Raw genomic sequence first — 25,169 nt, 5'->3', positions numbered from 1 at the left:
GCGAAGTTCCTGCGCAAGGCTCGCCCAAAGGGGGGTTTTCCTTTGGGCGTCCATGCTTAGGCGGGTATGGAGCGGGAAAATCGCAAGCTGTGGCGCGCCGATCGAAACGGTGTCTTGCGCCCCTCAAGCCCCATTCATATATAGCCTCCAGCCTCGCCGGGAGGGATCATCCCCGCCCCTCGGCGACACGACGAATCCGCTAGGTGCCGCCTTTCGGAATGCCTCGAACGGGGGTCCGGGCTGCACGCTCTTAAAGGAGAAATGAACATGGCGAAGGTGATCGGTATCGACCTTGGCACGACCAATTCCTGCGTCTCCGTCATGGACGGCAAGACGGCGAAGGTGATCGAGAACGCCGAAGGCGCGCGTACGACACCCTCCATCGTCGCTTTCTCGACCGACGGCGAGCGTCTGGTCGGCCAGCCGGCCAAGCGCCAGGCGGTGACCAACCCCGAGAACACGCTGTTCGCGGTCAAGCGCCTGATCGGCCGTCGCTACGACGACCCGACCGTTGCCAAGGACAAGGGCCTCGTGCCCTACAAGATCGTCAACGCTTCCAACGGCGACGCCTGGGTCGAAGCGCATGGCGAGAAATATTCGCCGAGCCAGGTCTCGGCCATGATCCTTCAGAAGATGAAGGAAACCGCCGAAGCCTATCTCGGCGAGAAGGTCGAGAAGGCCGTCATCACGGTTCCCGCCTACTTCAACGACGCGCAGCGTCAGGCGACCAAGGACGCCGGCCGCATCGCCGGCCTCGACGTCCTGCGCATCATCAACGAGCCGACGGCGGCCGCGCTCGCCTACGGTCTCGAGAAGAACGACGGCAAGACGATCGCGGTCTACGATCTGGGCGGCGGCACGTTCGACGTGTCCGTGCTCGAAATCGGTGACGGCGTGTTCGAGGTGAAGTCGACCAACGGCGACACGTTCCTCGGCGGCGAAGACTTCGACATGCGCCTCGTCGATTACCTGGCCGGCGAGTTCAAGAAGGATCAGGGCATCGACCTGAAGAACGACAAGCTCGCTCTTCAGCGCCTGAAGGAAGCGGCCGAAAAGGCCAAGATCGAACTCTCGTCCGCCTCGCAGACCGAGATCAACCTGCCCTTCATCACGGCGGACGCGACCGGCCCGAAGCACCTGACGCTGAAGCTGACGCGCTCGAAGTTCGAAGCGCTGGTCGACGATCTCGTGCAGCGCACGGTCGGCCCGATGAAGGCCGCCCTCAAGGATGCGGGCCTCACGCCGAACGACATCGACGAGGTCGTTCTCGTCGGCGGCATGACGCGTATGCCCAAGGTCCAGGAAGTCGTGAAGGGCTTCTTCGGCAAGGAGCCGCACAAGGGCGTCAACCCGGACGAAGTCGTCGCCATGGGCGCGGCGATCCAGGCCGGCGTTCTGCAGGGCGACGTGAAGGACGTTCTCCTTCTCGACGTGACCCCGCTTTCGCTCGGCATCGAGACGCTGGGCGGCGTGTTCACGCGCCTGATCGACCGTAACACGACGATCCCGACCAAGAAGAGCCAGGTCTTCTCGACCGCCGAGGACGGCCAGAACGCCGTGACCATTCAGGTCTACCAGGGCGAGCGCGAGATGGCGGCCGACAACAAGTCGCTCGGCCGGTTCAACCTCGAGGGCATTCCGCCCGCACCGCGCGGCGTGCCGCAGATCGAAGTGACCTTCGACATCGACGCCAACGGCATCGTCAACGTGTCGGCCAAGGACAAGGGGACCAACAAGGAGCAGCGGATCACGATCCAGGCTTCGGGTGGTCTCTCCGACGCCGACATCGAGAAAATGGTCAAGGAAGCCGAGGCCAACGCCGACGCCGACAAGAAGCGCCGCGCCGCCGTCGAAGCCAAGAACCACGGCGAAAGCCTCGTCCACTCGGCCGAGAAGTCCCTCAAGGACTATGGCGACAAGGTTTCGGCCGCCGACCGTCAGGCGATCGAGGACGCGATTGCGGACCTACGCGCCGAGCTCGACAAGTCGGACGCCGATGCCGACGCCATCAAGGCCAAGAGCGAGAAGCTCGGCGAGGTCTCGATGAAGCTCGGTCAGGCCATGTACGAAGCCTCGCAGAGCGATGGCGGCGCGGACGCGACCGCTTCGCAGGGCGGGGCCAAGGCCGAGCATGACGACGTGGTCGATGCCGACTTCGAGGAAGTGCAGGACGACGGCCGCAAGAAGTCGGCCTGATCTCCTTCTATCACTGCCAGCAGCCCCGGTTCGAAAGAGCCGGGGCTGTTTTCGTTTGGAGCGGATGCTCGGCCTCCCATAGGCGGCACCGCCCGACCTCCACCACCTGAAGGTCAAACCGATATCTCCAAGCAAGACTTAACGTTAACCCGAGGTAAACCTCCCACTCTGACTGCCGGGTGAGCCCTTTCCGTCTATAATGGCCTTCAACACCTGAGATGGACTGGGCCCTGAGAGGCGAAGCCGATGCATTTCCGCATTTTCGATTGCTGGCGTTTTGCCGCCGCGCTTCTCGTGATGACCTATCACTTCCTGTTCTTCGCGCCGGGCCAAGCCGCCTATACGGAAACCGATCTTCTGTTCCGGCTCCTGCCGCTGCTCGACATGTTCTTCATGATCTCGGGCTTCGTGATCATGAGCCGTTATGGCGACCGCATCGACACGCTGCCGGCCTATGCGACGTTCCTGCGTCGGCGCATCGCGCGGCTCTACCCCTTGCATCTTCTGACGCTCGCCTTCTTCGTCGGCGTGGCGCTGATCGGCCGCGCCGGCTTCGTGCATCTTCAACTGCCTGAGCGTTGGGATCTCCACGCGGTGCCGCTGCATCTTCTGGCGATCCATGCCTGGGGCACGACGAACGCACTCTCCTTCAACTATCCCTCCTGGTCGGTCAGCGCGGAAATCTTCTGCTATCTCCTGTTTCCGCTGGTGCCCTTCGTGGTGCGCAGGGCCGGCGCGCTCGGCCTGACGCTCACGCTCGCGGCCTATGTCGTGGGTCTGGAGATCGCCAGCCGCGCGGGCTTCTTCCCGAGTGGCCATTGGACCACAGCCGATACCTATGGCGCTTACCGCGCGCTCGCCGATTTCATGGCCGGCGGCCTCGCCTCGCTTCTCGTCACCCGGCGCGCGCTCAACGTGACCTCGCATGCGCCGGGCCTCGTCAGCCTGGGTCTGGCCGTCGCCTGCATGGTGTGGCAGATCGACGTCCACGCCACGCTTCTCTTTCTGTTCGGCGCGATCCTCCTGATCGGCCTGTCGGAAAGCGCGCGGCCCGACTCCACCCGCGCTCTGGCGCCAGCGATGAAGCTCACCTGCGTTTCCTTCGGCATCTATCTCTGGCATCCCGTCATGGAGACGCTGTTCCTGTCGATCCTTTGGAAGCGCGTCATCGAGCCGACGGGCTGGATCGGCTTCCACGCCTATCTGGTGCTGCCGATCCTGGCCTCGATCCTCGTCGCGCTGCTTTGGCACTATACGCTGGACGGCCGGATCGCCGCGCTTCTGGCGGGCACGCACCGCCGCACCGCCCCTGCCGCGCGCCTCGCCAACGCCTGACGCATCGCGGTCAGCGCCTGAGTTTCTTCGATAGTTCGCGCCATGGCTTCCATTCCAAGAGCCGTGGCGTAAACATGACAGGTGGCTACGATACAGCCATGCGGCGCGCGCGGCCGTCTTTCTCGCGAGCCTTGCCTATGGTAACGCGCCAGAACAGCGCTTACATGCCAGAACGCGCCTTTGCGGCGCGCGCCGGGATCGGCTTGCCTCGTATTTGCGACAGGGCGCGGCCATCCCGCATTCCACTCGGTGCGAGAACGGTGAAGCAGTGTCCGTGAAGGTCGATTACTACGAAACGCTCGGCGTCGCGAAAACCTGTGACGACAAGGTTCTGAAGGCGGCGTTCCGCAAGCTCGCCATGCAATATCATCCGGACAAGAACCCTGGCGACGCTGTCGCCGAGGCGAAGTTCAAGGAGATCGGCGAGGCCTACGAGGTTCTGAAGGACCCGCAGAAGCGCTCGGCCTACGATCGCTACGGACATGCCGCCTTCCAGAACGGTGGCGGCGGCGGCGGGTTCCGCGGCGACTTCTCCTCTTCCATGGCCGATATCTTCGACGACATCTTCGGCGAGATGATGGGCGGGCGTGGCCAGACTCGGCGTCAGGGCGGCAATTCGGGCGGGCGCGAGCGCGGCTCGGACCTGCGCTACAACATGGAGATTTCGCTGGAAGAGGCCTATCTCGGCAAGACCGCCGAGATCAGCGTGCCCACCACGATCCAGTGCGACGTGTGCAACGGTTCGGGCGCCAAGGCTGGCACCGCGCCGCGCACCTGCCCCACCTGCGGCGGCATCGGCCGCGTGCGCGCCGCGCAAGGCTTCTTCTCCATCGAGCGCACCTGCCCGACCTGCCAAGGGCGCGGCGAGATCATCGCGGACCCCTGCGGCAAGTGCGGCGGCGAAGGCCGCCTGCCCGAGGAGCGCAACCTTTCGGTCTCGATCCCGGCCGGCATCGAGGACGGCACCCGCATTCGCCTCGCCGGAGAAGGCGAAGCGGGCCTGCGCGGTGGCCCGGCGGGCGATCTCTACATCTTCCTGTCAGTCAAGCCTCACGAATTCTTCCAGCGCGACGGGGCGGACCTCTTCTGCAAGGTGCCGATTTCCATGACCACCGCCGCGCTCGGCGGCTCCTTCGAGGTCACGACGCTCGACGGGGCCAAGACGCGGGTCAAGGTTCCCGAAGGCACGCAGTTCGGCAAGCAGTTCCGCGTCAAGGGCAAGGGAATGCCGGTTCTGCGCTCGGCGCAGATGGGCGATCTCTTCATTCAGATTTCCATCGAGACGCCGCAAAGCCTTTCGCGTCGCCAGCGCGAACTGCTACAGGAGTTCGAAGAAATCTCCTCGTCCGAGAATTCGCCGCAATCCACCGGCTTCTTTTCGCGTATGAAGGAATTCTTCGAAGGCCTCAGCGATTGAGCCTTCGCTGAAAGGGTCGGCTTGCCCTCCCTTTCCCGCCCTTCGGGCGGATCATCCAGGCATAGGTGGGGTCGATCCGGCCGCGCCTGTGCCTCGCGCCGGGGGCCATGCCCCGACGCGGGTCCTGCCGGATCGCTTCGAGGGAGATCCGCGCCTGTCGACCACCCCGCTCCGCAAGCCGCCTTTGGCCGAGGCCAGTTTCCTGCGCGAATGGCTGCGCCAGCCGCTGAAGGTCGGGGCCGTGTCGCCCTCGTCCAAGGCGCTGGCCGAGCGCATGGCCTCCTACGTGCCCCTGCCGGGCGAGGACGGCGTGATCCTGGAACTTGGGCCGGGAACGGGCGTCGTCACCCGCGCGCTGCTGAAGCGGGGCGTGGAAGCGGACCGGCTTCTGTGTCTCGAATACGCGCCCGAATTCTGCGCGCTTCTGCGCTCGCTCTTTCCCGCCGTGCATATCCTGCGAGGCGATGCCTATCGGCCGGGGGCGGACCTCGACGCATGGCTGGATGGACGCCCGCTGGCCGCCGTCGTCTCCAGCCTGCCCCTGATGGCGCGGCCCGAGGACGAGCGCAGCGCGGCGCTCGGTGCTTATCTTGATCGTCTGCCGGTCGGCGCGCCCTTCGTGCAGTTCACCTATTCGCCCGCCCTGCCGGTTCGGCCCGAGCGCGTCGAGGCGAAGGTGGAGGTCAGCCCCTGGGTGAAGCTCAACATTCCGCCCGCCCGCGTTCTCGTCTATCGGCGCGGCTGCCCCAAGCTCGCCGGCACCATCGGTTAAAAAAACATTTCCTTCGCATTTGCGTCATCAAGCTTGTCTCATTCCGGCGGTATGAGAGGTTAGCAGAAGCGACTCGAACCGGGAGGAATGGTGATGGAACGCCGTACGGACGCCGCGACGACGAACAAGGACGAGCGGAACGCCGATCTCGCCCGTTTTTTCGGAACCTGGATTCGCCATCCGATCAAGATGGGCGCCGTCGCCCCTTCATCTGCCCGCTATTGCGCGACCATGGTGGGCGCGGCGACGACGGAGCTGAACGGGCCGATCCTCGAACTCGGGCCGGGTCTCGGCGTCGTCACCCGCGCGCTTCTGAATGCCGGCGTCGCGCCCGAGCGCATCACCTCGATCGAATATGACCGCGAATTCGCCTCGACCCTGCGCGAGCGCTTTCCGCGCGTGAACGTGATCCACGGCGACGGGTTCGATCTCGACGCCACGCTCGGCGACGATGGCGAGACGAAGTTCGCCGCCATCCTTTTCGCCATCCCGATCGTCCACATGGAGCAGGCGGAGCGTCAGGCGCTGTTCTCGCGCTATTTCCGCCGTCTCATGCCGGGCGGCAACCTGACCCAACTGTCCTATCTCTGGAAGCCGCCGGTCAAATCGGTGGCCGGCGTGTTCGATGTGTCCTCGACGCCGATCGTCTGGGACAACATCCCCCCGGCGCGCGTCTGGATCTATTCGCAGGCCGCGCCCTTCGCGGCGGCGGGCGCGGTGCATTGATCCCACGCCTTCTCGTTCTTTCCGGCTCGCCCCGGCCCGACGCGCCCGAATCGCGCCTCGCGGCCGAGGCGACACGGCTTCTGGCGGCTTCGAACACGCTGCTGACGGCAGCAAGCCTCGCCGATTATCCGCTTCCGCTCTTCGAGGGCGGGAAGGACGAGGCCTTGCCGCAGAATGCTTGGCTGCTGGCGCAGCGCATCGCCCTGCAGGACGGGGTCCTGATCGTCAGCGGCGAGCACCATGGCGGAATGCCGGCCCTTTTGAAGAACGCGATCGACTGGATCGCCCATGCGGCGGCGCGCGAAAACCGCCCGCTCGATCCGTTCCGCCGACTGGTGGTGGCGCTGGCCGCCGCCGCACCGGACGCGACGGGCGGCCGCGAAACCCTTGGACAATTGCGAACCGTTCTGGCCTATCTCGGCGCGGAGGTGATGACGCGCGAGTTTCGCTTGGGCGAGGCGGGCACGGCCATCGACGCTAGCGGCCAGCTGACGCGGCCCGGCGATGCCGAGCGGCTCGGCGACTTTTTGGACGGCGCGCTAGATCATGTGGGCGCATTGGGGCGTCAAGCCTGAAAGCTTGTGGGATAGACCGGAGGCCGACACGACGGCTGGTTTGAACCGCCCCGTTTCGTTGCACCGGCTCCCCTCGTGGTTTTCCCGGCCTTCGAACACCTGCCAGGGAACGCGATTGACGCCCGGCGGACATTGGGAATCCAGAGCGATCCGCCAGAGCGCGCCGTCCAACTCGCGATGAGCGCGCAGGCTGCATGGACCGAACTTGCTTTCCCGCGATCTTTGGGCATGTTCCCCAGCGAAGGCGTCCTGCCGGCCAAATGGCCTATCGGCCAGAGGAGTTGCATGTGAGTTTCGATCCCGATCCGCCCATGGACCCAGCGACGGTGCGACGGGACATGCGGCGCTATCTCCATGCCCATTGGCGCGCCTTCAGCCTTCAGGGGTTGCTGATGGCTTTCGCGGGCGTTGCGGCGCTGCTTCTGCCCTTCGTCGCCACCATCGTCTCCACGCTCTTCTTCGGCTGGCTTCTGATCCTCCTGGCCTTCGCCGGGCTGATCGCCTGTTTCCGAATGCGCGGCGCGGAAGGGTTCTGGAGCAATCTCGCCTTCACGCTGCTGACGCTGCTGCTCGGCGCGATCATCCTGTTCGACCCGTTCGCCGGAGCGGTGACTCTGACCACGGCGCTTGCCGTCTATTTCCTGCTGGTGGGGCTCGCGACCTTTCCGCTGGCCCTCGCCTTTCGCCAATCGACCGGGCGCTTCGTGCTTCTGGTCGTGTCGGCCCTGGTCAATGTCGCGCTGGCGCTGTTCCTCGTGATCGGCCTGCCGGGCACGGCGGTCTGGGCCGTCGGCAGCTTTCTCGGCATCTCGCTGTTGATCTCCGGCATCAGCCTGCTTCTGGCCGCGCTCGACGCGCGCACCGGGCCGAAGGGCGGCTCGGGCCGGCGCTGAACCGACGCGCAAGCCGGGGCGCTCGCTCGTCCCGGCCGCTGTCGATCAGACGTGCTGACCGCCATTGATGTGGATTTCCGCACCGTTCACATAGGACGCCTGTTCCGAGCAGAGGAAATAGATGATGTCGGCGACTTCGGCGGTCTTGCCGAGCCGGCGCATCGGGATCTGCTCCACGATCTTCTCGGTGCCCGGCGAGAGGATCGCCGTGTCGATCTCGCCCGGCGCGATGGCGTTGACGCGCACCCCGTCCGGCCCGAAATCGGCGGCCATCTCGCGCGTCAGCGAGGCGAGCGCGGCCTTGGACGTGGCATAGGCCGTGCCCGCGAAGGGATGCACCCGGCTGCCGACGATCGAGGTCACGTTGACGATCGAGCCCTTGGCGGCGGCGAGTTCCGCGTGGAGCCCGCGCGCCAGCATGATGGGCGCGAAGAAGTTCACCTGGAACACGTCGCGCCAGACATTCATCGGCGTGCGGATCGAGTCCATGCGCGCGCCCTTCTCGGCTTTCGGCGAAATCGCGGCATTGTTGACCAGCGCGTTCAGCTGGCCGCCATTCTTCTGGAGCCGCTGGCGGATTTCCGAAACCGCGAAGCCGACATCTTCGGGGTTTGCGAGATCGACCTTGATGTGGTCCTCCGCGCCCGCCGGCCAGGGGCAATCCACCGCGAAATCCTGCCGCGAGCAGGTGATGACGCGCCAGCCCTCGCGCGAGAAGCGCTTGACCGTGGCATGGCCGATGCCGCGCGAAGCGCCGGTGAGGACGATCGTCTTGCGGGAATCGCGCGGCTGGGCTTCGGACACGGCGGAACCTCATGGATAAGAAGAGCGCCCACGCGCCTCGCGCGGGCGTTCGGCCGGTTGATTTCACGCGGACCTGCCCCTCCTTTAGCGCAAGGGTGCGCGGAAGGGAAAAGACTTCCTTCCGCCTCGCCCCGGCCTCCCGTCCCGCCGCACCGGGACGAGGCCGCGTGCGCGTTGCAAGGAAAGGTCGCCGCCACATGACACGAGGCTTGAAGCGCGAGGCGCAAGGGGAATGTGGGGTCGAAGCGAGCGGGCGCGCCGCCCGCTCGAGGGGATCGCGCTGGGGCCTGGGCCGCTCCGCCCGCGTCGCTCTCGTCAGCGTGCTCGCCCTTTTGGCTGCGCCGGCCGGCGCCGCGCCGCTGCCCGACCTTGCCAACTGGAGCGGGGTCGAGAGCGCGGCGCGGGGGACCAGCGTGCGGATCGCCGTGCCCAATGCGCCGCCCGCCGCGCTTGCCTATCTCCAATGGGCGTCGGGGGAACTCAGCCATCTTTACGGCGTGACGCTGGAGGTTTCCGCCGAGGCGAGTGCTGCGTCCGCTCTATCGCCGACATCGGGCGGAACCGTGCCCGATCTCGTCTGGATCGAGGGCGACGGCTTTCCCGCGATGATGAAGGCCGGCCTTCTCTCCGCCCCCTTTGCCGACCGCCTGCCCAACTGGCGCTTCGTCGATCTCGAACAGCATCCGAGCGTCCTGTCGGATGCGGGCGAGCCGAGCGATTTTCGTCTCGCGCCCTGGGGCCTGCAAAAGCTGACCTTCTTCACCGACACCGCGCGCACCGGCCCGGTGGAGGGCTTGCCCCGCTCGGCCGAGGCGCTGGTCGCCTATGCCGAAGCGCACAAGGGCCGGGTCGCCCTACCCGCGCCCGGCAGCCTGACGGAGCGGCGTTTTCTGGAACAGATGCTGTTCGATCTGGCGGACGAGCCCTCCGTGCTCCTGCGCCCGGTGGAGGAGAGCGACTTTTCCAGCGTCAGCGCGCCGCTCTGGCGCGCTCTGGATCGGCTGCGCGCGGCCAGCTGGCACGAGGGCCGCTCCTTCCCTTGGAGCGACGGCGAAGCGCTCGACCTTCTGGCCAAGGGCGAGGTGGACATCGTGGCCGGCCTGAACCCGATGGGCGCAGCCAGCGCGATCCGCCAGGGCCATCTGCCGACCACCGCCCGCCCCTTCCTGTTCGACGGCGGCACGATCGGCGGCACGCATTTCCTCGCCATTCCGCAAGCCGCCGCCCAGCCCGCCGGGGCACTGGTCGCGGCCAACTTCTTCCTGTCGCCCGAGGCCCAGCTTCGCAAGGCCGATCTCGCCGGCTGGGCGGACCCGAGCGCGCTGGCCGCCAAGACCCTCCCCGCCCCGCTGGCGGATCGGATGCGCGCGGAAGCGCGGGACCCCGCCATCCCGTCGGCGCGAGCGCTGGGTTTCACCATCGCCGAGCCGCCTCCCGGCTGGGGCGACAAATTGGCCGAGGAATGGGCGCGGAGGTCGAAGCCTTGAGCCAGACACCGCTTTCGCCGACCCGGCGCGCCCGCAACTGGCGCCGCTTTGGGCTGATCCTGAAGAACCGGCCGCGCCTTCTCGTGTCGATCGCTTTGATGGCTGCGAGCTTTGCGCTCCTGCCCCATTCCATGCGCGGCTCGACCCGCGCTTTGATCGCCTGGGATGTCGGGGTGCTCTCTTATCTCCTCTCGGTCGGGCGCATGATGATGCGCGCCGATCTCGGCCTGCTGCGCGCCCGCGCCCGGCGGCAGGACGAAGGGCGGCTCGCCGTTCTGATCGTCACCAGCCTCTGCATCTTCGCAAGCTTCGGGGCCATTGCGGCCGAGCTGCACGGACTCGGCAACAACGCGACTCATAGCCCCGGCCGCCTGGCGCTTGCGGGCGTCACCGTGCTCTTGTCCTGGGTGATCACGCAGGTCGTCATGGCGCTGCACTATGCCGGGGAATTCTACGGCGACCCCAAGGCCGAAGGCGGCCTCGCCTTTCCGGGTGGCGATACGATGCCGGACTATCTCGACTTTCTGTATTTCAGCTTCACCATGGGCGCAGCGGCGCAGACCTCGGACGTCGCCGTCACCTCGCGCGGAATGCGCCAGCTCGTGCTGGCCCACACGATCCTCGCCTTCCTGTTCAACACGACGATCTTGGCGCTGGCGGTGAATGTGGGCGCGAGCGTGATCTGATCAGAGATCCAGAACCATGTCCCAGCGATCCAGTCCCGGCCCGTAGCCGTCCGGGGTCACGGACAGGGTGCGGAAGCCGAAGCGGGCATAGAAGCCCTGTGTATGCTGGCTCGTGTCGAGCCTGATCCGGCGAAGACCGGGCTTCGTCGCAGCCACGCGCAGACGCGCCTCGGTCAGCGCGCGCCCGAGCCCTTGCCCGTGGCACGTGCGATCGACCATGCCCCAACACAGTTCGCCCATTGCGCCATCGGCCGAGACGCCGAGCCCGCCGCAGGCGACGACGCGGCCTTCGCGCTCCAGAATGAGATAGGTGCCATCGGAGCGCTGCCGCTCCAGAAAGCGCGCGAAGTCGGCGCGCTCGGACAGGGCGAAGAAGCGCGGCACATTGCCGTCGAACAGGGCGAGGCAGGCGTCGCGGTCTTGGGGCTCATAGGGGCGCGGGGACGGGATGGCGCGATCGGGGTGCTCACTCATGCGCCCCGCATGGCCATTTTCGACGGGTCTGGCAAGATCGCGGACAGGCGGAACGCTTTCGTCGCACAAACGGCGCGAAGGCCCGCGCGCCGCTGGACTTGCGCGCTGCCGCCCGCCAAAACGCCCGGCATGATCGCGCTGCCCACGCTTCCCGTTTCCGCCGTCCTGCCCGATGTCTCGCGCGCGCTCGCCGCCCATGGTTCGGCCGTGCTCGTCGCCCCGCCCGGCGCGGGCAAGACGACGCTGGTGCCGCTGCATCTCCTGAACGACCTGCCCGAGGGCCGCATCCTTCTGGTCGAGCCCCGGCGCATCGCCGCGCGCGCGGCGGCCAGCCGCATGGCCTCGCTGGCGGGCGAGGAGGTCGGCGGGCTCGTCGGCTGGCGGATGCGGCTCGACACGCGCGTTTCGGCCCGCACGCGGATCGAGGTCGTGACCGAGGGCGTGCTGACGCGCCTTCTCATCTCCGACCCCGAACTCAACGGGACGGCGGCGATCCTGTTCGACGAGTTTCACGAGCGCTCGCTGGACGGCGATTTCGGTCTGGCGCTGGCCCTCGATGTGCAAGGGGCGCTGCGGCCAGACCTGAAGCTTCTCGTCATGTCCGCGACGCTCGATGGCGCGCGCGTCGCCTCGCTCCTGTCGGATGCCCCGGTCGTCCAGTCCGAAGGCCGCGCCTTTCCGGTCGAGATTCGGCACCGCGACCGCGCGCCGGACGAGCCGGTGGAAGACGCCAGCGCGCGCGCGGTGCTGGAGGAACTGAAGGGCGGCTCGGGCTCCATTCTCGTCTTCCTGCCTGGCCAGCGCGAGATCGAGCGCACGTTGGAGCGGCTGGAGGGGCGCGTGCCGGAGGATGTGATCCTCGCCCCGCTCTTCGGCGCGATGGAAGGCGCGGCGCAGGATGTCGCCATCCGCCCCGCTCCGGCCGGGCGGCGCAAGGTCGTGCTCGCCACGACGATCGCCGAGACGTCCATCACCATCGACGGCGTGACCACGGTGATCGACAGCGGGTTGAAGCGCCAGCCGGTTTTCGAGCCGGCCACCGGCCTGTCGCGGCTGGAAACGGTGCGTGTGTCGCGTGCCTCGGCCGAGCAGCGGGCTGGCCGCGCGGGGCGAACCGCACCGGGCACCGCCATTCGGCTGTGGCGCGCCGAGCAGACGGCGGCGCTGGAGCCCTTCGACCGCCCAGAAATCCTTTCGACCGACCTTTCCAGCCTGCTTCTCGACTGCATCAGCTGGGGCGCGGCCGATCCGGCGAGCCTGCCCTTTCTGGACAAGCCGCCCGCGCCGGCCGTCGCCGAAGCGCGGCTTCTCCTGGAGGAGCTTGGCGCGCTGGACGAGAGCGGGCGGTTGACGGAGGCCGGCGAGCGGATGCGCGCCCTGCCGCTCGGGCCGCGTCTCGCGCGCATGGTGACGGGCGCGGCGCAGGGCGAAAGCCGGCGTCTGGCCGCCCGCCTCGCCGTGCTGCTCGGCGAGCACGGACTCGGCGGTAACGAGATCGACCTGTCGGAGCGTCTGCGCCGCTGGGGCGCCGATCGCAGCCCCCGCGCCAAGGCCGCCAGCGATCTCGCTGCGCGCATCATGCGCCAGGCGGACGGGCCGGGCGAATTGGACAGCGACGAGCCCGGCGCGCTGCTCGCCCTCGCCTATCCCGATCGGATCGCCATCGCGCGCGGGGCGCGGGGCAGTTTCGTCCTGTCGAACGGGCGCGGCGGGGCACTGGAGGAAACCCATGCGCTGGCACGCGAGCCGGCCTTGGTCGTGGCCGATCTCGGCGGGCTGGCTCAGCCCCATGCACAAGCGCGCGTCGGGCGCATTCGCGCCGCCGCCCCGCTATCGCGCGAGGCGTTGGAGGCCGTCATGGCCGCGCGCATCCGCGAGGAGGAGGTGGTCGCCTTCGACCCCGGCAGCCGCAGCGTGCGGGCGCGCCGCCTGCGCCGGCTCGGCCGCGCCACCTTGAGCGAGGCGACCCTGCCGCTTCCCTCGGATGGGCGGGTGACGGAGGCGTTGATGGGGGGCATCCGCCGCCTCGGCATGGGCGCGCTGCCTCTGGGCAAGGACGGCGAGCGGTTGCTGCAACGCCTGCGTTTCGTGGCACAGGCCGATGAAAGCTGGCCGCGCTTCGACGACGAAACGCTTCTGGACACATTGGCGGATTGGCTCGGCCCGTATCTGCCCGGCGTGTCCTCGCTCGGCGCCATCGAGGCGGGAAGCCTGCATGAAGCGCTTCTCTCGCGCCTGCCGCCCGGCGAAGCGCGCCGCCTCGACACGCTGGCCCCGACCCATTTCGCCGCCCCCACCGGCTCGCACCATCCGATCCGCTACGAGGCGGACGGGCCAGTGCTGGCGATCCGCGTGCAGGAACTCTTCGGCCTCAAGGCGCATCCGCGCGTGGCCGGCGGGCGCTGGCCGCTGACGCTGGAGCTTCTGTCGCCCGCCCATCGCCCCATCCAGATCACGCGCGACCTGCCGGGCTTCTGGGCGGGCTCCTGGGCCGATGTGCGCGCCGACCTGCGCGGGCGCTATCCCCGTCATCCCTGGCCCGAAGACCCGGCGTCCGCCGCGCCCACGAACCGCGCCAAGCCGCGCACCTGAAACCGGGAACCGGACCCTTCGGATCGGCCCATCGGCTCTTTGCGTCCATGGACATCGCCGCCGATGCCCGCCGGCAACGCCCCCCCCTCGTCGGTCCTCCGCCGTAGGGTGACGTGCCCGGCTCTGAAAATCCCTCTCAGAATCTTCGGCTGAAGGCGGGCCGAGGGATGTTTCGTCGGCCCGCACGGAGCGAGGCGCACGGATGGGAGGGCGCAGGGCCAAACCTTCGACACTGCGAAGGACGGGTCAGACGCCGGGCTCGCTCCGAGGGATGAACAGATCCGCCCGGCCGCACCCGTAAAGGTTTTGCAAGGCGCTGGTCAGCCTGCTGCGCGACCGCCGCGCCGCGCGTCCATCGGCCACCCTGTCGGACGACACCGGATGTTCTATCTCTTGACGGATCAAGGGAAAGCTGCGCCGCGATGATGAAACTGCCCGGTCCGTCCGACTTCGACGCCCCGACCTGGCCGCCGCGCCGCCTGCGCGAAAGCCAGCGGATGCGAGTGGCGACGTTGACGCGGCTGCGCTGGCTGTCGGTCGGCGGGCAGATGGCGGCCTGTATCTTCGTCGCCTGGGGCCTGTGGTATCCCTATCCCGTTATCGCCTGTCTCAGCCTGATCGCGCTGTCGGCGCTTCTCAATATCGCGATCGGGCTGAGCTATACGCGCACGCAGCGCCTGTCGCCGCGTCAGGTCACGGCGATCCTGACCTTCGACATCCTGCAACCGACCGGCCTTCTGTTTCTCACGGGCGGCATTCAGAACCCGTTCTCGATCTTCCTGATCGTGCCCGCCATGATCGCGGCGGCCACGCAGCCGGCCGCCGTCACGATCGGCCTCGGCATTCTGGCGGTAGCGGCGGCGACCTTTTTGGCCTTCTTTCACTACCCCGTGCCCTGGCCGTCGGACCTGCCCTTCAACCTTCCCTTTCCCTATCTCGGCGGCATGTGGTTCGCGCTGGTGACGACGCTGGTCTTCGCCACCTTCTATATCTACCGCGTCGCCGCCGAGGCCCGCACCCTGTCGGACGCGCTGACCGCGACGGAAATGGTGCTCCAGCGTGAGAACCACTTGTCGGCGCTGGATGGCCTGGCGGCCGCGGCCGCGCACGAACTCGGCACGCCGCTCGCCACCGTCGCGCTGGTGGCCAAGGAAATGGGCCGCTTCACCCCGCCCGACCATCCGATGCGCGAGGACATCGATCTCCTGATCACCCAGACCGAGCGATGCCGGGCGATCCTGCGCCAATTGTCCAGCCTATCCTCCTCCTCGGAGGAGCATATGGCACATTTGCCGCTTCTCTCCCTGATCGAGGAAGTGATCGCGCCCCATCGCGATTTCGACATTGCCATTCGCGTGTCGGCTGGGCGCCGAACGGGTGCGGAGCCGGTGCTTCGGCGCAATCCCGGCATTCTCTACGGGCTCGGCAATATCGTGGAAAACGCCGTGGACTTCGCCACGGGCGAAGTCGTGGTGGATGTCTCCTGGACGGCCGATCATGTGGCGATCCGTGTGATCGACGACGGCACGGGATTTTCGTCCGATGTCCTGTCGCGGATCGGCGATCCCTATGTCTCGCCGCGTGAAAGCGAGCCGCGCCAGTTCGGCGGCAATCTCGGCCTCGGCGTCTTCATCGCCAAGACGCTGCTGGAGCGCTCGGGGGCGCAGATCACATTCGGCAACCGCCCGGAAGGCGACCCGCAGGGCGCCAGTGTGCAGATCGTCTGGGCCCGCTCGACGCTCGACACAAGACTGGCCTCCCAAAGTGCTTCGCCGTCCACACATTATGCAGCCGATAGTTTCAGCGAGTTTGACGTTTCCCGGCTTTGATTTCAGTCCCCTGGTGCCCCATATCTTGATGCACAAGGGATATGGGCCATGCTGACGCACGAGAACGATTCTTCATCCCTCGCCGAGATCCGTGTCGAGGGTGACAACTCCATTCTTCTGGTGGACGACGACAAGCCGTTCGTCACGCGCCTGGCGCGCGCTTTCGAACAGCGCGGCTTCGACGTTCGTACCGCCGAAAGCGTATCGGATGGAACGGGTGCCATCCGCGCCGCACCGCCCGCCTATGCCGTCGTGGATATGCGGCTCGGGACGGGCAACGGGCTCGATGTGATCGAGGCGCTGCGTCAGGCAAGGCCAGATGCGCGTGTCGTGGTTCTCACGGGCTACGGCAATATCGCGACGGCCGTAAACGCGGTGAAGCTCGGCGCGATCGATTATCTCGCCAAGCCGGCGGATGCCGACGAGGTGATCGCCGCCTTGATGCGCGATCCCACCATCAAGGCCGAGCCGCCCGAGAACCCGATGTCGGCCGATCGCATTCGCTGGGAACATATCCAGCGTGTTTACGAGATGTGCGATCGCAACGTATCGGAAACGGCGCGCCGCCTGTCCATGCACCGTCGCACGCTCCAGCGCATTCTCGCCAAGCGCGCGCCCCGCTAGATCGATCCGCTTCGGGCTCGCTGAATTCGATCCTGCGGGAAGCCTCTCATTGCCCCCGTGCGGTCATGTTCGGCCAGCCGCGTTCAGGCGTGTCGATAGGTGGGTCTGGGCCAGGATGAAGCCCGCGATGTCCTTTTCCGGCATCGGGCGGCTGATGAGGTATCCCTGCGCCTCGTCGCAGCCATTCGCTTCCAGCCAAGCCAGCTGAGACGCGTATTCGATTCCCTCCGCCACGATGCGAAACCCCATCTGTCGGGCGATATTGATGGTTCCCCTCACGATCGCCTCGCTGTCGCGGCATGAGCCGATGCCGTCCACGAAGCTTTTGTCGATCTTGAGTTGCCGGAAGCGACGGTCGCGGATCAGGCTCAGGGACGAGTAGCCGGTTCCAAAATCATCCAGCGCGATGGTGGCTCCGAGCGCCTTGAGTTCCGTCAGCGCTTGGCGCGTCAACGCGTCATTGTCGAACAGCGCGGTTTCCGTCATCTCCAGAACGAGGCGCGTCGGCGGCAATCCACTGTCCCGCAACGCTCGGGTGACCTCCAGCACGAAGCCCGGCTGCTTCAACTGCAAGGGCGAGATGTTGACGGCCAGCGCGATCTCGGCTGGCCAGGCCAAGGCGTCCCGCGCCGCACGGCGAAGAACCCATAGACCGATCTTGCCGATCAATCCGCTTTCTTCAGCCAATGGAATGAAGCGATCGGGACCGATCGGCCCCCTTTCGGGATGTGTCCAGCGCAGCAGCGCTTCGAAGGACGACAGCGAACGGGTCTGCATGTCTATGATCGGCTGATACACGAGATGAAGCTCGTCATGGTCGATCGCCCAGCGCAGATCAGCTTTCAGCTTCTGGCGCTCCTGCGTCTCCCCAGCCATGTCGTCCGAGAAGAGGCGATAGGTGTTCCGCCCTTCCGCCTTGGCCCTGTAAAGAGCGATATCGGCGTTTCGAGACAACTCCTCCAGATAGCCATCCTGGCTGCGCCCCAAGGCGATGCCGATGCTGGCCGTGACCACGAACGAATGCTCCATGATCTCGACCGGCGGGATGAGAGCCTCCAGAACCGTGCGCGCGAGTCTGGCCTGCGTCGCGGGATCGTTACCGCGAAGGTATAGGACGAATTCGTCGCCGCCGAGCCTCGCCAGAAAGACATCGTCGCTGACGACCACCTTCAATCGACGGCCGATTTCGTTGAGGAGAAGGTCGCCCGCGCGATGGCCGAGCGTGTCGTTGATCAGCTTGAACTCATCGACATCGATGTAATGAATCGCGACCGGATGCGCTTCGCTCATCAAAGCCCGTTCGGCAAACTCCTCGAAGGCCGCGCGGTTCGGAAGGCCGGTCAAGGCATCGATGAATGCGAGGCGCTCGACGCGAGTCTGCGCGTCGTGATGCCGGATCGCAATGGCGCAAAGATCGACGCAGGTCTCGACGATGCGCCGCTCCATCTCGCCGGGACCGCGATGGCTCGTTCGATAATAGAAAGCGAAGGTTGCAAGCACGCGGCCATTATCGCCGGTGATCGGGCTCGACCAGCAGGCCCGCAGACCAAACGGCAAGGCCAAACCGCGCGCCACCTCCCAAAGAGGATCGCTCTCGATGTCGGTGACGACGACCTCTCGACCATGAAAGGCTGCCGTGCCGCAGGAGCCGGCCCTCGGTCCGCAGGGGATACCATGAAGCAACGTGCGATAGGAATCCGGCAGACTCGGCCCCGCCAGCAGATGCAGACGCCCATCCCCGTCGAGGGTCATGATCGAGCAGATGACATCCGTGGCCAGTTGCTCCGCACTGCGGCACAGCAAGTCCGCAAAGGACGAGAGGTCACGTCCCATCGCAATTTCACGGAGCATTTCCGTTTGCAATTCGAGCAACCTGATCACAACCAAATCGCTTCCTCAAGAGTTCCCCGCAGGCGCTCCTTGAGGTTGTATCGGAAATTTATTGACAAAGCGGTTTGCTCGACCCTGCGTATCGAGGAAACTTTGGCAAGGGCCTCGGCCTTATGTCAGACTTGGGCCGATCCATTTGGCATCAGCTTATGGCCTATTGCGCAAAGAGCGCGCGAGGGATGACAGACGGCTCAGGCGACCGGGCTGGAACGAGATGCCTGAGATTTCGGAACGCGCTCAACCATCCTCGTCCAGCGCCAGACCGCCCTCCGTCAGGAACGGGTTGGCGCTCCATTCCGCGCGCAGGAGACGATCGGAGGCGATGCGCGCGAAGCGCAGCGTCAGGGCCTTTCGCGTGGCGGGCGACATGCGCTCCTCCGGCGCCTCGCGCAGGATTTCCGCCCCGTAACCATCCGACAGGATGAGGCCGCAGCATTCGGGAAAGATGTCGGCGGGAACGCCGGGATGGGTCGCGAAATACAGCCGGTCGCAATGCAGCCGATAATCCGGCCATTTGCGATCGACGCGGAAATCCTCGATCGAGGATTTGATTTCCACGATCGTGAACTCGCCCTTTTCCGACAAGCCGAGCAGATCGGCGCGCCGCCCGGTCACGAGCGGAATTTCGGGCAGGACGGACACGCGCATCTGGATCATCAGGCGCTGCACACCCCGACGCACCAGCATGGCGCGTTCGGACTGGCGACCGTCGATCAGCGGATCGCGCTGGTTCAGCGAAACGATAGGCATAACGGGGAGTTAACCTAGGCTCGAGCTGATCGGCAAGCCAAAACGGGAACAAAAGCAAAACGCGACAGGGTGTCGCGTGAGGTTCGCAACGCCTGCGGATTGCTCTTGGGCAGATGGGAGGTGCGGCCTATCCCTTGCCGCCACAGGCCAAGCAGGCCTTCGAAGGTCAACACGGCGAATGGTTCCGCGCGCGGGCCGAGCTCGCCTGATCGACGCAGCCCGCTTGTCCAACAACCCGCTCAGAGGCCCGGCGCTTCGTCCACGAAACGATGGCGGATTTCGGCGGCGACGCGCATCGGCGCCTCCAGGCTCGGCAGGTGGCCGCATTCCTCCAGAAGCACGAAGCGCGCGTCGGGCATGGCGCTCGCCATGGCCTCTCCGGCGGAAGGCGGCGAAAATTGGTCCTCCGCGCCCCAGAGAAGAAGCGCGGGGCAGGTGATACCAGAGACATCGGCTGTGCGATCGGGGCGCGAGAGCAGCGCCTCGTTCTGCGCCAGAAGAAGGCTCGCGCCGGCTCGCCCGGTCATCAGGCGGAACGTGTCGGCCGCCGCCGCACCGCGCCCTTCGGGCTCGAACACGATACGCCGCGCCATGTCTTCCAGCATATCCGCCCCGCCATCGGCCTCGATCGCGGCACGGCGGCGCTCCAGCGGCGCAGGGTCCGTCACCCCCGTCGGCCCCGCGCCCATGACCACGAGCCCCCGCACCTGGGCGGGCGCCATCAACGCCACCTCGCGCGCGACATGGCCGCCGAACGAGGTGCCGGCGACAAGAAACGGCCCCTCGCCGGCCGCATTCAGCACCGCCTTGGCACAAGCCTTCATGTCGGGCTCGGCTGGGATCACGGTCCGGCAGTCGAAGTCCGGCCGCAGCAGCGGCACGAGCGGTTCGTAGAGATCGCCGTCGCAGGCAAAGGCGGGAATGAAGACGAGGCGCATCGGGTCGCTCCGGTGTCGGGATCGGGGCACGGCTGACTGATATAGGGCGCCATCCCCCGGTGCCGACGAGAAAGCGCGTCTTTCTCCACAAACGAAGTTTGCCCGCCTCCCCATTTGCTGCGCGGGCGAAGCGGGCGTAAGAGCCGGCATGGAACGTCCTCGATGCGACGCTCCGATCGGACCGGCCCGAGCAGGCCCGGATCGACCGCCGCCCATCCTTTGCGCCTTTCACGATCGGACCTTTCATGCAGACACGTCCTCTCGGCCGCACCGGTCTCCAGGTCAGCCGCATCTGTCTTGGAACCATGACCTTCGGCGAGCAGAACACGGAGAGCGAGGCTCATGCCCAGCTCGACCGCGCCCATGAGTTCGGCATCAACTTCCTCGACACGGCCGAGCTGTATCCGATCCCGCCCAAGGCCGAGACGCAAGGGGCGACGGAGCGCTATATCGGCTCCTGGCTGAAGACCCGGGGCCTTCGCGACCAGCTGGTGATTGCGACCAAGGTCGTCGGCCGCTCCGACTCCACATGGTTCCGCGCCGACGGGTCGAAGCCGCGCCTCGATATCCGAAATATTCGCGAAGCCCTGGAGGGCTCACTGAAGCGCTTGGGCGTCGAGGCGATCGATCTCTATCAGGTTCATTGGCCGGACCGGCCGACCTCGGGCTTCGGCTCGGTGCCGACGCGCTGGAAGTCGCCCGAAGAGGACCCGAGCGAAGTCGCCATCGAGGAAACGCTGGATGCGCTGGGCGAGCTCGTAAAGGAGGGCAAGGTCCGCCATCTCGGCCTGTCCAACGAATCCGCCTGGGGCACGATGCGCTACCTCGCCCATGCCGAGCGGACGGGCGCACCGCGCGTCGCCAGCATCCAGAACGCCTATAATCTCCTGAACCGGGTGTTCGAGCCGGCGCTGGCCGAGGTTGCGCTGCGTGAAGATGTCGGCCTTCTCGCCTACTCGCCGCTCGGCCAAGGCTATCTAACCGGCAAATATGCCGGCGGCGCGCGGCCGGCCGGCTCGCGCAAGGCCCTGTTCGATCGTCTTCAGCGCTATGAGAAGCCCGGCACGGCCGAAGCGGTGGACGCCTATGTCGCGCTGGCGGAGCGCTTCGGCCTGAAGCCCGCCACCTTCGCCAACGCTTTCGTTCTCGCTCAGCCCTTCGTCACGGCCACGATCATCGGCGCGACGACGATGGAGCAGCTGGAGGAATGCCTGGCGGCCGAACACGTCACCTGGACGGACGAGATGCAGGCGGCGGTGGATGCGGTTCACCAGCGCGTCGGTAACCCCGCGCCCTGACGGAGCCGACCGGCCCACCCGCTTTTCGCGCGGGTCGGGCCGGCCTGCGTCGAAGGGCGTCGGGCCTATGGCCCCGCCTTCAATCCACGCTGGCGCGCTGAGGAACCTGGTTCGCGAAACACACGCGCGTCTTGCCGCGCCGCTTGCCTTCGTAGAGCGCATCGTCAGCGCGGCGCAGCAGCGTATCGGGCGTCAATCCGTCCTGCGGAGCCACGGTCACGCCGATCGTGGTGCCGACCTGAACCTCCACGCCGCTTTCTAGACGGATCGGCCGGCAGATCGCCTCGATCAAGGCTTCGGCCCGCGAGCGCGCGACGTCGGGAAACGGCACTGGGAGAAGCAGAACGGCGAACTCGTCGCCGCCGAGCCGGGCGGCGAGGTCGCACGGAGCCAGCTGCGTTCGAATGCGATCGGCCACCGCGCGCAGAACCTGATCTCCCGCATCGTGGCCTTGGCTGTCGTTGACGGCCTTGAAGCCGTCGAGGTCGAGATAGAGAAGCGCAAAGCCATGCTGCGACTCGATGAGGTTGCCGCAGGTTTCCTCCAGGCGCTCCGACAGCCGGATGCGGTTCGGCAGGCCGGTCAGCGGATCGTGCCGCACCTGCCATTCGCCGACGCTGAGAAGGCGGGCGGCCGCGTTGATCCGTCGATGGAGGAAATAGCCGCTGGCCGCACAGGCGAGCACCAGCGCCGCCCAGATCGGCAGGGCCACCCACAGAAGCTCGGCTCCCGCATGGGCGCTGCCCCATACGAAATAAGCGGTCGGCCGTCCGTCGATCGTGTCGATCGGCACGCTGGTCATATCGGAGGGCGGCTGGCGCTGCAATTGCAGGCTCTGAAGCGCCGAAGCCTGCTCCAGTTCCGTGATGATCTCCGCGTCGAGCCGTTTCACGAGGATTAGGACAGGCAGGTGCTGCTTGGCGGGAAAATCGCGCAGCGCCAAGGGCGTCACCGCCGCCATCGCCGGAATTCCGTCCGCCAGGAGATTGCCCACGGTGGCGTTGCCGGGCATCCAGCGGAGCACATCCGCCAGGAGCGGCTGGAGCCCCTGCGTCAGAACATCCTCGACCTTGGCTTCGATGCGCGCGCCGTCCCTGAAGGCGAAGAGGGTCTTGCCATCCGGCTGGACCACGAAAACGTCATCGACGCCGAAAGTGCGGAACACCGACAGGCCGACATTGGTCTCCATCCAGTCCAGATCCCTGGCGTCGATCACATGCGCGCCGACGTCTTCCCAGGTGCCGTAATCGATGGTGGTGCGCTTGAGGTCGGTTTGGTTCATGCGCAGGGCCGCCGTCACCAGCCGTCGCTGCGCCTCGTCCACGGAGCGGGTCTGCTGGTTCGCCACCACCAGGATACCCGCCAGCAGGGCCGATAGGAGAACGCAGATCAGGAGGCCCAGCGGGACGATGAAGCGCCGGAGGGAGCGGCGGTAATGGCTGTCGAGACTGTTCATGGGAAAGACCGTTTCTCACCCGTTCTGCCCGAGCGAGATGAAGGAACAGCTGTCACGGAAGGCCGCGATTTAACGAAGGCACGAAAAAGGGACGGGTGTCGCCACCCGCCCCTTTCGATTGTCAGCACCGTTTCAGACGGCGGACTTACTCCGCAGCGTCTTCCTTGGGGGCCTTCTTGACCTCTTCGCCGGTGGCCTGATCCACGACCTTCATCGAAAGGCGAACCTTGCCGCGCTCGTCGAAGCCCATGAGCTTGACCCAGACCTTCTGGCCTTCCTTGACCACGTCCTGCGTCTTCTGAACGCGGTCTTCGGCGAGCTGCGAGATGTGGACGAGACCGTCGCGCGAACCGAAGAAGTTCACGAAGGCGCCGAACTCGACGCACTTGACGACCGTGCCCTCGTAGATCTCGCCGACTTCCGGCTCGGCCACGATGGAGTGAATCCACTTGCGGGCCGCTTCGATCTCCTTGCCCGAGGACGAAGCGATCTTCACCGTGCCGTCGTCCTCGATATTGATCTTGGCGCCGGTCTTCTCGACGATCTCGCGGATGACCTTGCCGCCCGAGCCGATCACGTCGCGGATCTTGTCGGTCGGAATGTTCATCACTTCGATGCGCGGGGCGAACTCGCCCAGCTCGGCGCGCGCCGTGCCGAGGGACTTGTTCATCTCGCCCAGGATGTGGACGCGGCCGCCCTTGGCCTGATCGAGCGCGATGCGCATGATCTCCTCGGTGATGCCCTGGATCTTGATGTCCATCTGCAGCGAGGTGATGCCGTTCTCGGTGCCGGCGACCTTGAAGTCCATGTCGCCCAGGTGATCTTCGTCACCCAGAATGTCCGACAGAACCGCGAAGCGCTCGCCTTCGAGGATGAGGCCCATGGCGATGCCCGCGACCGGGCGCGCCAGCGGAACGCCGGCGTCCATCAGAGCCAGCGAGGTGCCGCAGACGGTGGCCATGGAGGACGAGCCGTTCGACTCGGTCACTTCCGAGACGGCGCGGATCGTGTAGGGGAAGGCTTCCTTGGCCGGCAGCATCGGGCGGATGGCGCGCCATGCGAGCTTGCCATGGCCGATTTCGCGGCGGCCCGGCGATCCCATGCGGCCCGTCTCACCCACCGAATACGGAGGGAAGTTGTAGTGAAGGAGGAAGGTTTCCTTGTAGGTGCCCGTCAGGCTGTCGACGAACTGCTCGTCCTCGCCGGTGCCGAGCGTCGCGACCACGAGGGCCTGCGTCTCGCCGCGCGTGAAAAGCGCCGAGCCGTGGGTGCGCGGCAGGATGCCCGCTTCCGCCACGATCGGACGAACGGTGGAAAGATCGCGGCCGTCGATGCGGCTCTTGGTGTCCAGGATGTTCCAGCGGACGATCTTGGCCTGCAGTTCCTTGAAGACGGTGCCGACGTCTTCCTTGGAATAGCGGAGCTCGGTCGCGCCCTCGGGGAAGAAATGCGCCGTGACCTTCGCCTTTACCGCATCCACGGCGGCGTAGCGGGCCTGCTTGTCGGTGTTCTTGTAGGCGTCGCGCAGTTCGCCCTCGGCAAGCCCGAGCATCTCGCTCTCGAGCGCCGAGAAGTCGGGCGCATTGTGCTGGCGCGGCTCCTTGGCGGCGTGCTCGGCCAGCTTGATGATCGCGTCGATCACCGGCTGGAAGCCGCGATGACCGAACATGACGGCGCCGAGCATGGTCTGCTCGTCCAGCTCGCGGGCTTCGGACTCGACCATCAGGACGGCGTCCTGCGTGCCGGCCACGACGAGGTCGAGCTTGGACTCGGCCATCTCGTCCACATGCGGGTTCAGCTTGTATTCGCCGTTGATGTAGCCGACGCGCGCGCCGCCGATCGGGCCCATGAAGGGCACGCCCGACAGCGTCAGCGCGGCAGAGGCGGCGACCATGGAGAGAACGTCGGGATTGTTTTCCAGATCATGCTGGAGAACGGTGACGACGACCTGCGTGTCGTTCTTGTAGCCTTCGGCGAAGAGCGGGCGGATCGGACGGTCGATCAGACGCGAGACCAGCGTCTCGTTTTCGCTCGGGCGACCTTCGCGCTTGAAATAACCGCCCGGAATGCGGCCGGCCGCGAAGGCCTTTTCCTGGTAGTTGACGGTGAGCGGGAAGAAGTCCTGGCCGGGCTTGGGGGACTTGGCCGAAACGACGGTGGCGAGAACGGTGGTCTCGCCATAGGTGGCGAGCACGGCGCCGTCAGCCTGACGGGCGATCTTGCCGGTTTCGAGAACCAGCGTGCGGCCGGCCCATTCGATCTCGACCTTATGGGTATTGAACATGAGAATATGCCTCTCGTGCGGGCCGCGATGGGCGGCCGGGGCAGAATTTCAAAACGCGCACGGGCAAGACGGCGGGGTGCTTCGCGGGGGGCTTTGCGAGCCGCCCGGTCACGCTGCGATCCGGGGCGCAAGCCCGCGAACCC

General features: G+C 66.5%; 20 protein-coding genes. 13 read left to right on the top strand and 7 right to left on the bottom strand.

Annotated features, from left to right (window positions below):
- The first annotated feature begins 267 nt into the window (after positions 1-267).
- From dnaK to AUL28_RS02790, 7 genes are all read left to right on the top strand, one after another.
- Positions 268-2,196, top strand: coding sequence for a molecular chaperone DnaK (gene dnaK, locus AUL28_RS02820; RefSeq protein WP_058635866.1), 1,929 nt, complete (start codon positions 268-270; stop codon positions 2,194-2,196).
- Positions 2,197-2,442: 246 nt separating this feature from the next.
- On the top strand, positions 2,443-3,531 hold the full coding sequence (locus AUL28_RS02815; RefSeq protein WP_058601115.1) for an acyltransferase family protein: 1,089 nt from the start codon (positions 2,443-2,445) through the stop codon (positions 3,529-3,531).
- A 274-nt stretch (positions 3,532-3,805) separates the two neighbouring features.
- Positions 3,806-4,948, top strand: a complete 1,143-nt coding sequence (dnaJ, locus tag AUL28_RS02810; protein ID WP_058601124.1) for a molecular chaperone DnaJ — start codon at positions 3,806-3,808, stop codon at positions 4,946-4,948.
- Between the two features lie 88 nt (positions 4,949-5,036).
- Positions 5,037-5,720: a class I SAM-dependent methyltransferase gene (locus tag AUL28_RS02805; RefSeq protein ID WP_244493392.1), complete on the top strand. Its 684-nt coding sequence runs from the start codon at positions 5,037-5,039 to the stop codon at positions 5,718-5,720.
- Positions 5,721-5,813: 93 nt separating this feature from the next.
- Positions 5,814-6,446: a class I SAM-dependent methyltransferase gene (locus AUL28_RS02800; protein WP_058601126.1), complete on the top strand. Its 633-nt coding sequence runs from the start codon at positions 5,814-5,816 to the stop codon at positions 6,444-6,446.
- On the top strand, positions 6,443-7,021 hold the full coding sequence (locus AUL28_RS02795) for an NADPH-dependent FMN reductase (RefSeq protein WP_058635857.1): 579 nt from the start codon (positions 6,443-6,445) through the stop codon (positions 7,019-7,021). The genes AUL28_RS02800 and AUL28_RS02795 overlap by 4 nt, the downstream gene beginning before the upstream one ends.
- 287 nt (positions 7,022-7,308) lie before the next feature.
- A complete protein-coding gene (locus AUL28_RS02790) occupies positions 7,309-7,914 on the top strand; it encodes an HdeD family acid-resistance protein (RefSeq protein WP_062221806.1) in 606 nt (201 codons plus the stop codon).
- Positions 7,915-7,959: 45 nt separating this feature from the next.
- Here AUL28_RS02790 and AUL28_RS02785 read toward each other — a convergent pair whose 3' ends face one another.
- Entirely contained in the window at positions 7,960-8,718 is a 759-nt protein-coding gene (locus AUL28_RS02785) for an SDR family NAD(P)-dependent oxidoreductase (RefSeq protein ID WP_058601117.1), read from the bottom strand.
- A 197-nt stretch (positions 8,719-8,915) separates the two neighbouring features.
- Between AUL28_RS02785 and AUL28_RS02780 the strand changes: the two genes are divergently transcribed.
- Together AUL28_RS02780 and AUL28_RS02775 are read left to right on the top strand one after the other, a co-directional pair.
- Positions 8,916-10,205 (top strand): ABC transporter substrate-binding protein, encoded by a 1,290-nt coding sequence (locus tag AUL28_RS02780; protein WP_062230585.1) that lies wholly within the window; start codon positions 8,916-8,918, stop codon positions 10,203-10,205.
- Positions 10,202-10,891 carry a DUF1345 domain-containing protein gene (locus AUL28_RS02775; protein WP_202814876.1) on the top strand — a complete coding sequence of 230 codons (690 nt, stop codon included), beginning with the start codon at positions 10,202-10,204 and terminating at the stop codon, positions 10,889-10,891. Before AUL28_RS02780 ends, AUL28_RS02775 begins: the two co-directional genes overlap by 4 nt.
- Here AUL28_RS02775 and AUL28_RS02770 read toward each other — a convergent pair whose 3' ends face one another.
- Complete coding sequence (locus tag AUL28_RS02770; RefSeq protein ID WP_062230584.1) at positions 10,892-11,365, bottom strand: GNAT family N-acetyltransferase; 474 nt, start codon at positions 11,363-11,365, stop codon at positions 10,892-10,894.
- 129 nt (positions 11,366-11,494) lie between these two features.
- Between AUL28_RS02770 and hrpB the strand changes: the two genes are divergently transcribed.
- From hrpB to AUL28_RS02755, 3 genes are all read left to right on the top strand, one after another.
- Positions 11,495-13,957, top strand: coding sequence for an ATP-dependent helicase HrpB (hrpB, locus tag AUL28_RS02765; RefSeq protein WP_062230621.1), 2,463 nt, complete (start codon positions 11,495-11,497; stop codon positions 13,955-13,957).
- Between the two features lie 422 nt (positions 13,958-14,379).
- Positions 14,380-15,786, top strand: coding sequence for an ActS/PrrB/RegB family redox-sensitive histidine kinase (locus tag AUL28_RS02760; protein WP_082640207.1), 1,407 nt, complete (start codon positions 14,380-14,382; stop codon positions 15,784-15,786).
- Between the two features lie 48 nt (positions 15,787-15,834).
- Positions 15,835-16,410 carry an ActR/PrrA/RegA family redox response regulator transcription factor gene (locus tag AUL28_RS02755; RefSeq protein ID WP_058599182.1) on the top strand — a complete coding sequence of 192 codons (576 nt, stop codon included), beginning with the start codon at positions 15,835-15,837 and terminating at the stop codon, positions 16,408-16,410.
- Between the two features lie 63 nt (positions 16,411-16,473).
- Here the strand turns inward: AUL28_RS02755 and AUL28_RS02750 are convergent, their stop codons facing one another.
- The 3 genes from AUL28_RS02750 to AUL28_RS02740 form a co-directional block, all read right to left on the bottom strand.
- Positions 16,474-18,243 carry a putative bifunctional diguanylate cyclase/phosphodiesterase gene (locus tag AUL28_RS02750; RefSeq protein ID WP_062230583.1) on the bottom strand — a complete coding sequence of 590 codons (1,770 nt, stop codon included), beginning with the start codon at positions 18,241-18,243 and terminating at the stop codon, positions 16,474-16,476.
- A gap of 294 nt (positions 18,244-18,537) precedes the next feature.
- Positions 18,538-19,050, bottom strand: a complete 513-nt coding sequence (locus AUL28_RS02745) for an MmcB family DNA repair protein (RefSeq protein ID WP_058635862.1) — start codon at positions 19,048-19,050, stop codon at positions 18,538-18,540.
- A gap of 239 nt (positions 19,051-19,289) precedes the next feature.
- A complete protein-coding gene (locus AUL28_RS02740; protein ID WP_062230582.1) occupies positions 19,290-19,988 on the bottom strand; it encodes an alpha/beta fold hydrolase in 699 nt (232 codons plus the stop codon).
- Between the two features lie 245 nt (positions 19,989-20,233).
- Here AUL28_RS02740 and AUL28_RS02735 point away from each other — a divergent pair, with 245 nt between their 5' ends.
- Complete coding sequence (locus tag AUL28_RS02735) at positions 20,234-21,286, top strand: aldo/keto reductase (protein WP_062230581.1); 1,053 nt, start codon at positions 20,234-20,236, stop codon at positions 21,284-21,286.
- A 79-nt stretch (positions 21,287-21,365) separates the two neighbouring features.
- On the opposite strand, the gene AUL28_RS02730 is transcribed toward AUL28_RS02735, so the two are convergent.
- Positions 21,366-22,742, bottom strand: coding sequence for a diguanylate cyclase domain-containing protein (locus AUL28_RS02730; RefSeq protein ID WP_062230580.1), 1,377 nt, complete (start codon positions 22,740-22,742; stop codon positions 21,366-21,368).
- A 145-nt stretch (positions 22,743-22,887) separates the two neighbouring features.
- Positions 22,888-25,026: a polyribonucleotide nucleotidyltransferase gene (pnp, locus tag AUL28_RS02725; protein ID WP_058599176.1), complete on the bottom strand. Its 2,139-nt coding sequence runs from the start codon at positions 25,024-25,026 to the stop codon at positions 22,888-22,890.
- Between the last annotated feature and the right edge of the window lie 143 nt (positions 25,027-25,169).

This window comes from Aureimonas sp. N4 (genome assembly GCF_001463925.1).
GTDB classification, from domain to species: domain Bacteria; phylum Pseudomonadota; class Alphaproteobacteria; order Rhizobiales; family Rhizobiaceae; genus Aureimonas; species Aureimonas ureilytica_A.
The sequence above is the reverse complement of the archived record's forward strand: the minus strand, read 5'-3'. Positions and strand labels throughout refer to the sequence as shown.

Excerpts from the sequence above, each read along its gene's own strand:
- AUL28_RS02740 (WP_062230582.1), bottom strand. The coding sequence starts at position 19,988 with ATGCGCCTCGTCTTCATTCCCGCCTTTGCCTGCGACGGCGATCTCTAC.
- hrpB (WP_062230621.1), top strand. The coding sequence starts at position 11,495 with ATGATCGCGCTGCCCACGCTTCCCGTTTCCGCCGTCCTGCCCGATGTC.
- AUL28_RS02750 (WP_062230583.1), bottom strand. The coding sequence starts at position 18,243 with ATGGGACGTGACCTCTCGTCCTTTGCGGACTTGCTGTGCCGCAGTGCG.
- AUL28_RS02800 (WP_058601126.1), top strand. The coding sequence starts at position 5,814 with ATGGAACGCCGTACGGACGCCGCGACGACGAACAAGGACGAGCGGAAC.
- AUL28_RS02770 (WP_062230584.1), bottom strand. The coding sequence starts at position 11,365 with ATGAGTGAGCACCCCGATCGCGCCATCCCGTCCCCGCGCCCCTATGAG.
- dnaK (WP_058635866.1), top strand. The coding sequence starts at position 268 with ATGGCGAAGGTGATCGGTATCGACCTTGGCACGACCAATTCCTGCGTC.
- AUL28_RS02745 (WP_058635862.1), bottom strand. The coding sequence starts at position 19,050 with ATGCCTATCGTTTCGCTGAACCAGCGCGATCCGCTGATCGACGGTCGC.
- AUL28_RS02760 (WP_082640207.1), top strand. The coding sequence starts at position 14,380 with ATGATGAAACTGCCCGGTCCGTCCGACTTCGACGCCCCGACCTGGCCG.
- AUL28_RS02780 (WP_062230585.1), top strand. The coding sequence starts at position 8,916 with ATGACACGAGGCTTGAAGCGCGAGGCGCAAGGGGAATGTGGGGTCGAA.
- AUL28_RS02755 (WP_058599182.1), top strand. The coding sequence starts at position 15,835 with ATGCTGACGCACGAGAACGATTCTTCATCCCTCGCCGAGATCCGTGTC.
- AUL28_RS02815 (WP_058601115.1), top strand. The coding sequence starts at position 2,443 with ATGCATTTCCGCATTTTCGATTGCTGGCGTTTTGCCGCCGCGCTTCTC.
- pnp (WP_058599176.1), bottom strand. The coding sequence starts at position 25,026 with ATGTTCAATACCCATAAGGTCGAGATCGAATGGGCCGGCCGCACGCTG.
- AUL28_RS02730 (WP_062230580.1), bottom strand. The coding sequence starts at position 22,742 with ATGAACAGTCTCGACAGCCATTACCGCCGCTCCCTCCGGCGCTTCATC.
- AUL28_RS02735 (WP_062230581.1), top strand. The coding sequence starts at position 20,234 with ATGCAGACACGTCCTCTCGGCCGCACCGGTCTCCAGGTCAGCCGCATC.